This is a genomic window from Leptospira vanthielii serovar Holland str. Waz Holland = ATCC 700522 (genome assembly GCF_000332455.1).
Classification (GTDB): domain Bacteria; phylum Spirochaetota; class Leptospiria; order Leptospirales; family Leptospiraceae; genus Leptospira_A; species Leptospira_A vanthielii.
The window spans coordinates 1-1,327 of record NZ_AOGY02000074.1 but is presented as its reverse complement, the minus strand read 5'-3'; the positions used below and the strand labels follow the sequence as shown (position 1 = coordinate 1,327).

The window sequence follows — 1,327 nt, the reverse complement described above, 5'->3', positions numbered from 1 at the left end:
ATCTTGTAACAATAGATCTTGTCCTACTTGCCAATCAGAAAATAAAAGAGAATGGAATTCTAATACAAAAGAAAAAGTTTCTAATTCTCCACATTATCATCTTGTTTTTAAGTTACCTTCTTTTCTGTATCCATATATTCTTTCCCATTATAAAGAATTTATAGAAATCCTTTTTGAAGCTTCATCTAATACGATTCTCAAATTAATTAAGTATTCTTTTGACCTAACCCCTACTACCGCATTCATTTCTGTTCTACACGCTCATGGGGATGCTTACCAGCTTCATCCTCATATACACATCCTTCTCAATTCTATTGCTCTATCCAAAAATCAAGACAAAATTCTCTTACTTGATGAGACACTCTTCAAACTTGATAACTTCAATTCTATATATAACCAAATTCTAAAGAAAGAATTAATTCTTTTACATAAGAAACATCCTGAACTTGGGATCAGTTCAGAGACAATATAAATAATCTACATAAAGAAAATATATTTGTTTCTAAGAAATACGAATCACCTTTTCCTATCATTGACTACCTTTCCAAAACTATAAAAGGAAATGCTCTCGATCTTAATCAGGTCGATTTTTTTGATAATGGTTCCATTAATCTTCATAATAAAGATAAATCTTTTTCCTTTTCTAACCATGAATTTGTAAATAGATACATCAAACATATCATTCCACAAAACATTAAATCTATTCGTTATTCTGGTTTCTACAGCTCTGCTAGTAGATCTAAGTATGACCTCGTAAATCAATTATTAGAGATAAACAGTAAAGAAGAAACAGAATCAAAAATCAATGATGATTCGATTCTCGATGAGAATCATAAATTCCACAAATCTTGTCCTGTCTGCAATCAAAGGATGATTCTGTTAGAAGAAGTTGACGAATTCAAAGTTCCAGATATTGTTTACATCAAATTTGGAAAGGATCCGCCTACTGAAGAACTATTCACAAGACTTGTCGCTTAACTTTGACTCAATTTTGGACTATTAAATTCCTTAGTGAGAAAAAACAGGCAGCAAGCCAAACTTAGCATAGGGCACAGCAGATAACAGCGCGGAAACGCTTCGCTTCGGGACGAGCCCTCGCTTGGGCTGCGCCACATAGGCTTCTGGCACTCGTTTGCATCCGCAAACTACGTGCCAGTCCCTAACGTCCCGTTGGGACTCAGGGCCAGCCTACGTCGGTTAGCCTAGTTCGTTAGCCGAAATGAAGGAAATTAATAAATGATTGAACTTATTGAATTATTATCTATGGACTGCAGCTTTGATATTAAATATTTTCTAGAGATAGTAAAAGAATGTCTAATCATAGGTG

2 protein-coding genes are annotated in these 1,327 nt (G+C 34.1%); both read left to right on the top strand.

The annotated features are described in order from the left end of the window. Window positions 1-472, top strand: a 472-nt coding sequence (locus LEP1GSC199_RS21965) for a transposase zinc-binding domain-containing protein (RefSeq protein WP_002990317.1), incomplete at its 5' end; no start/stop codon positions are given. Continuing rightward, window positions 469-978, top strand: coding sequence for a transposase (locus LEP1GSC199_RS21960; RefSeq protein WP_332307949.1), 510 nt, complete (start codon window positions 469-471; stop codon window positions 976-978). The genes LEP1GSC199_RS21965 and LEP1GSC199_RS21960, both read left to right, overlap by 4 nt. The last annotated feature ends 349 nt before the right edge of the window (window positions 979-1,327 follow it).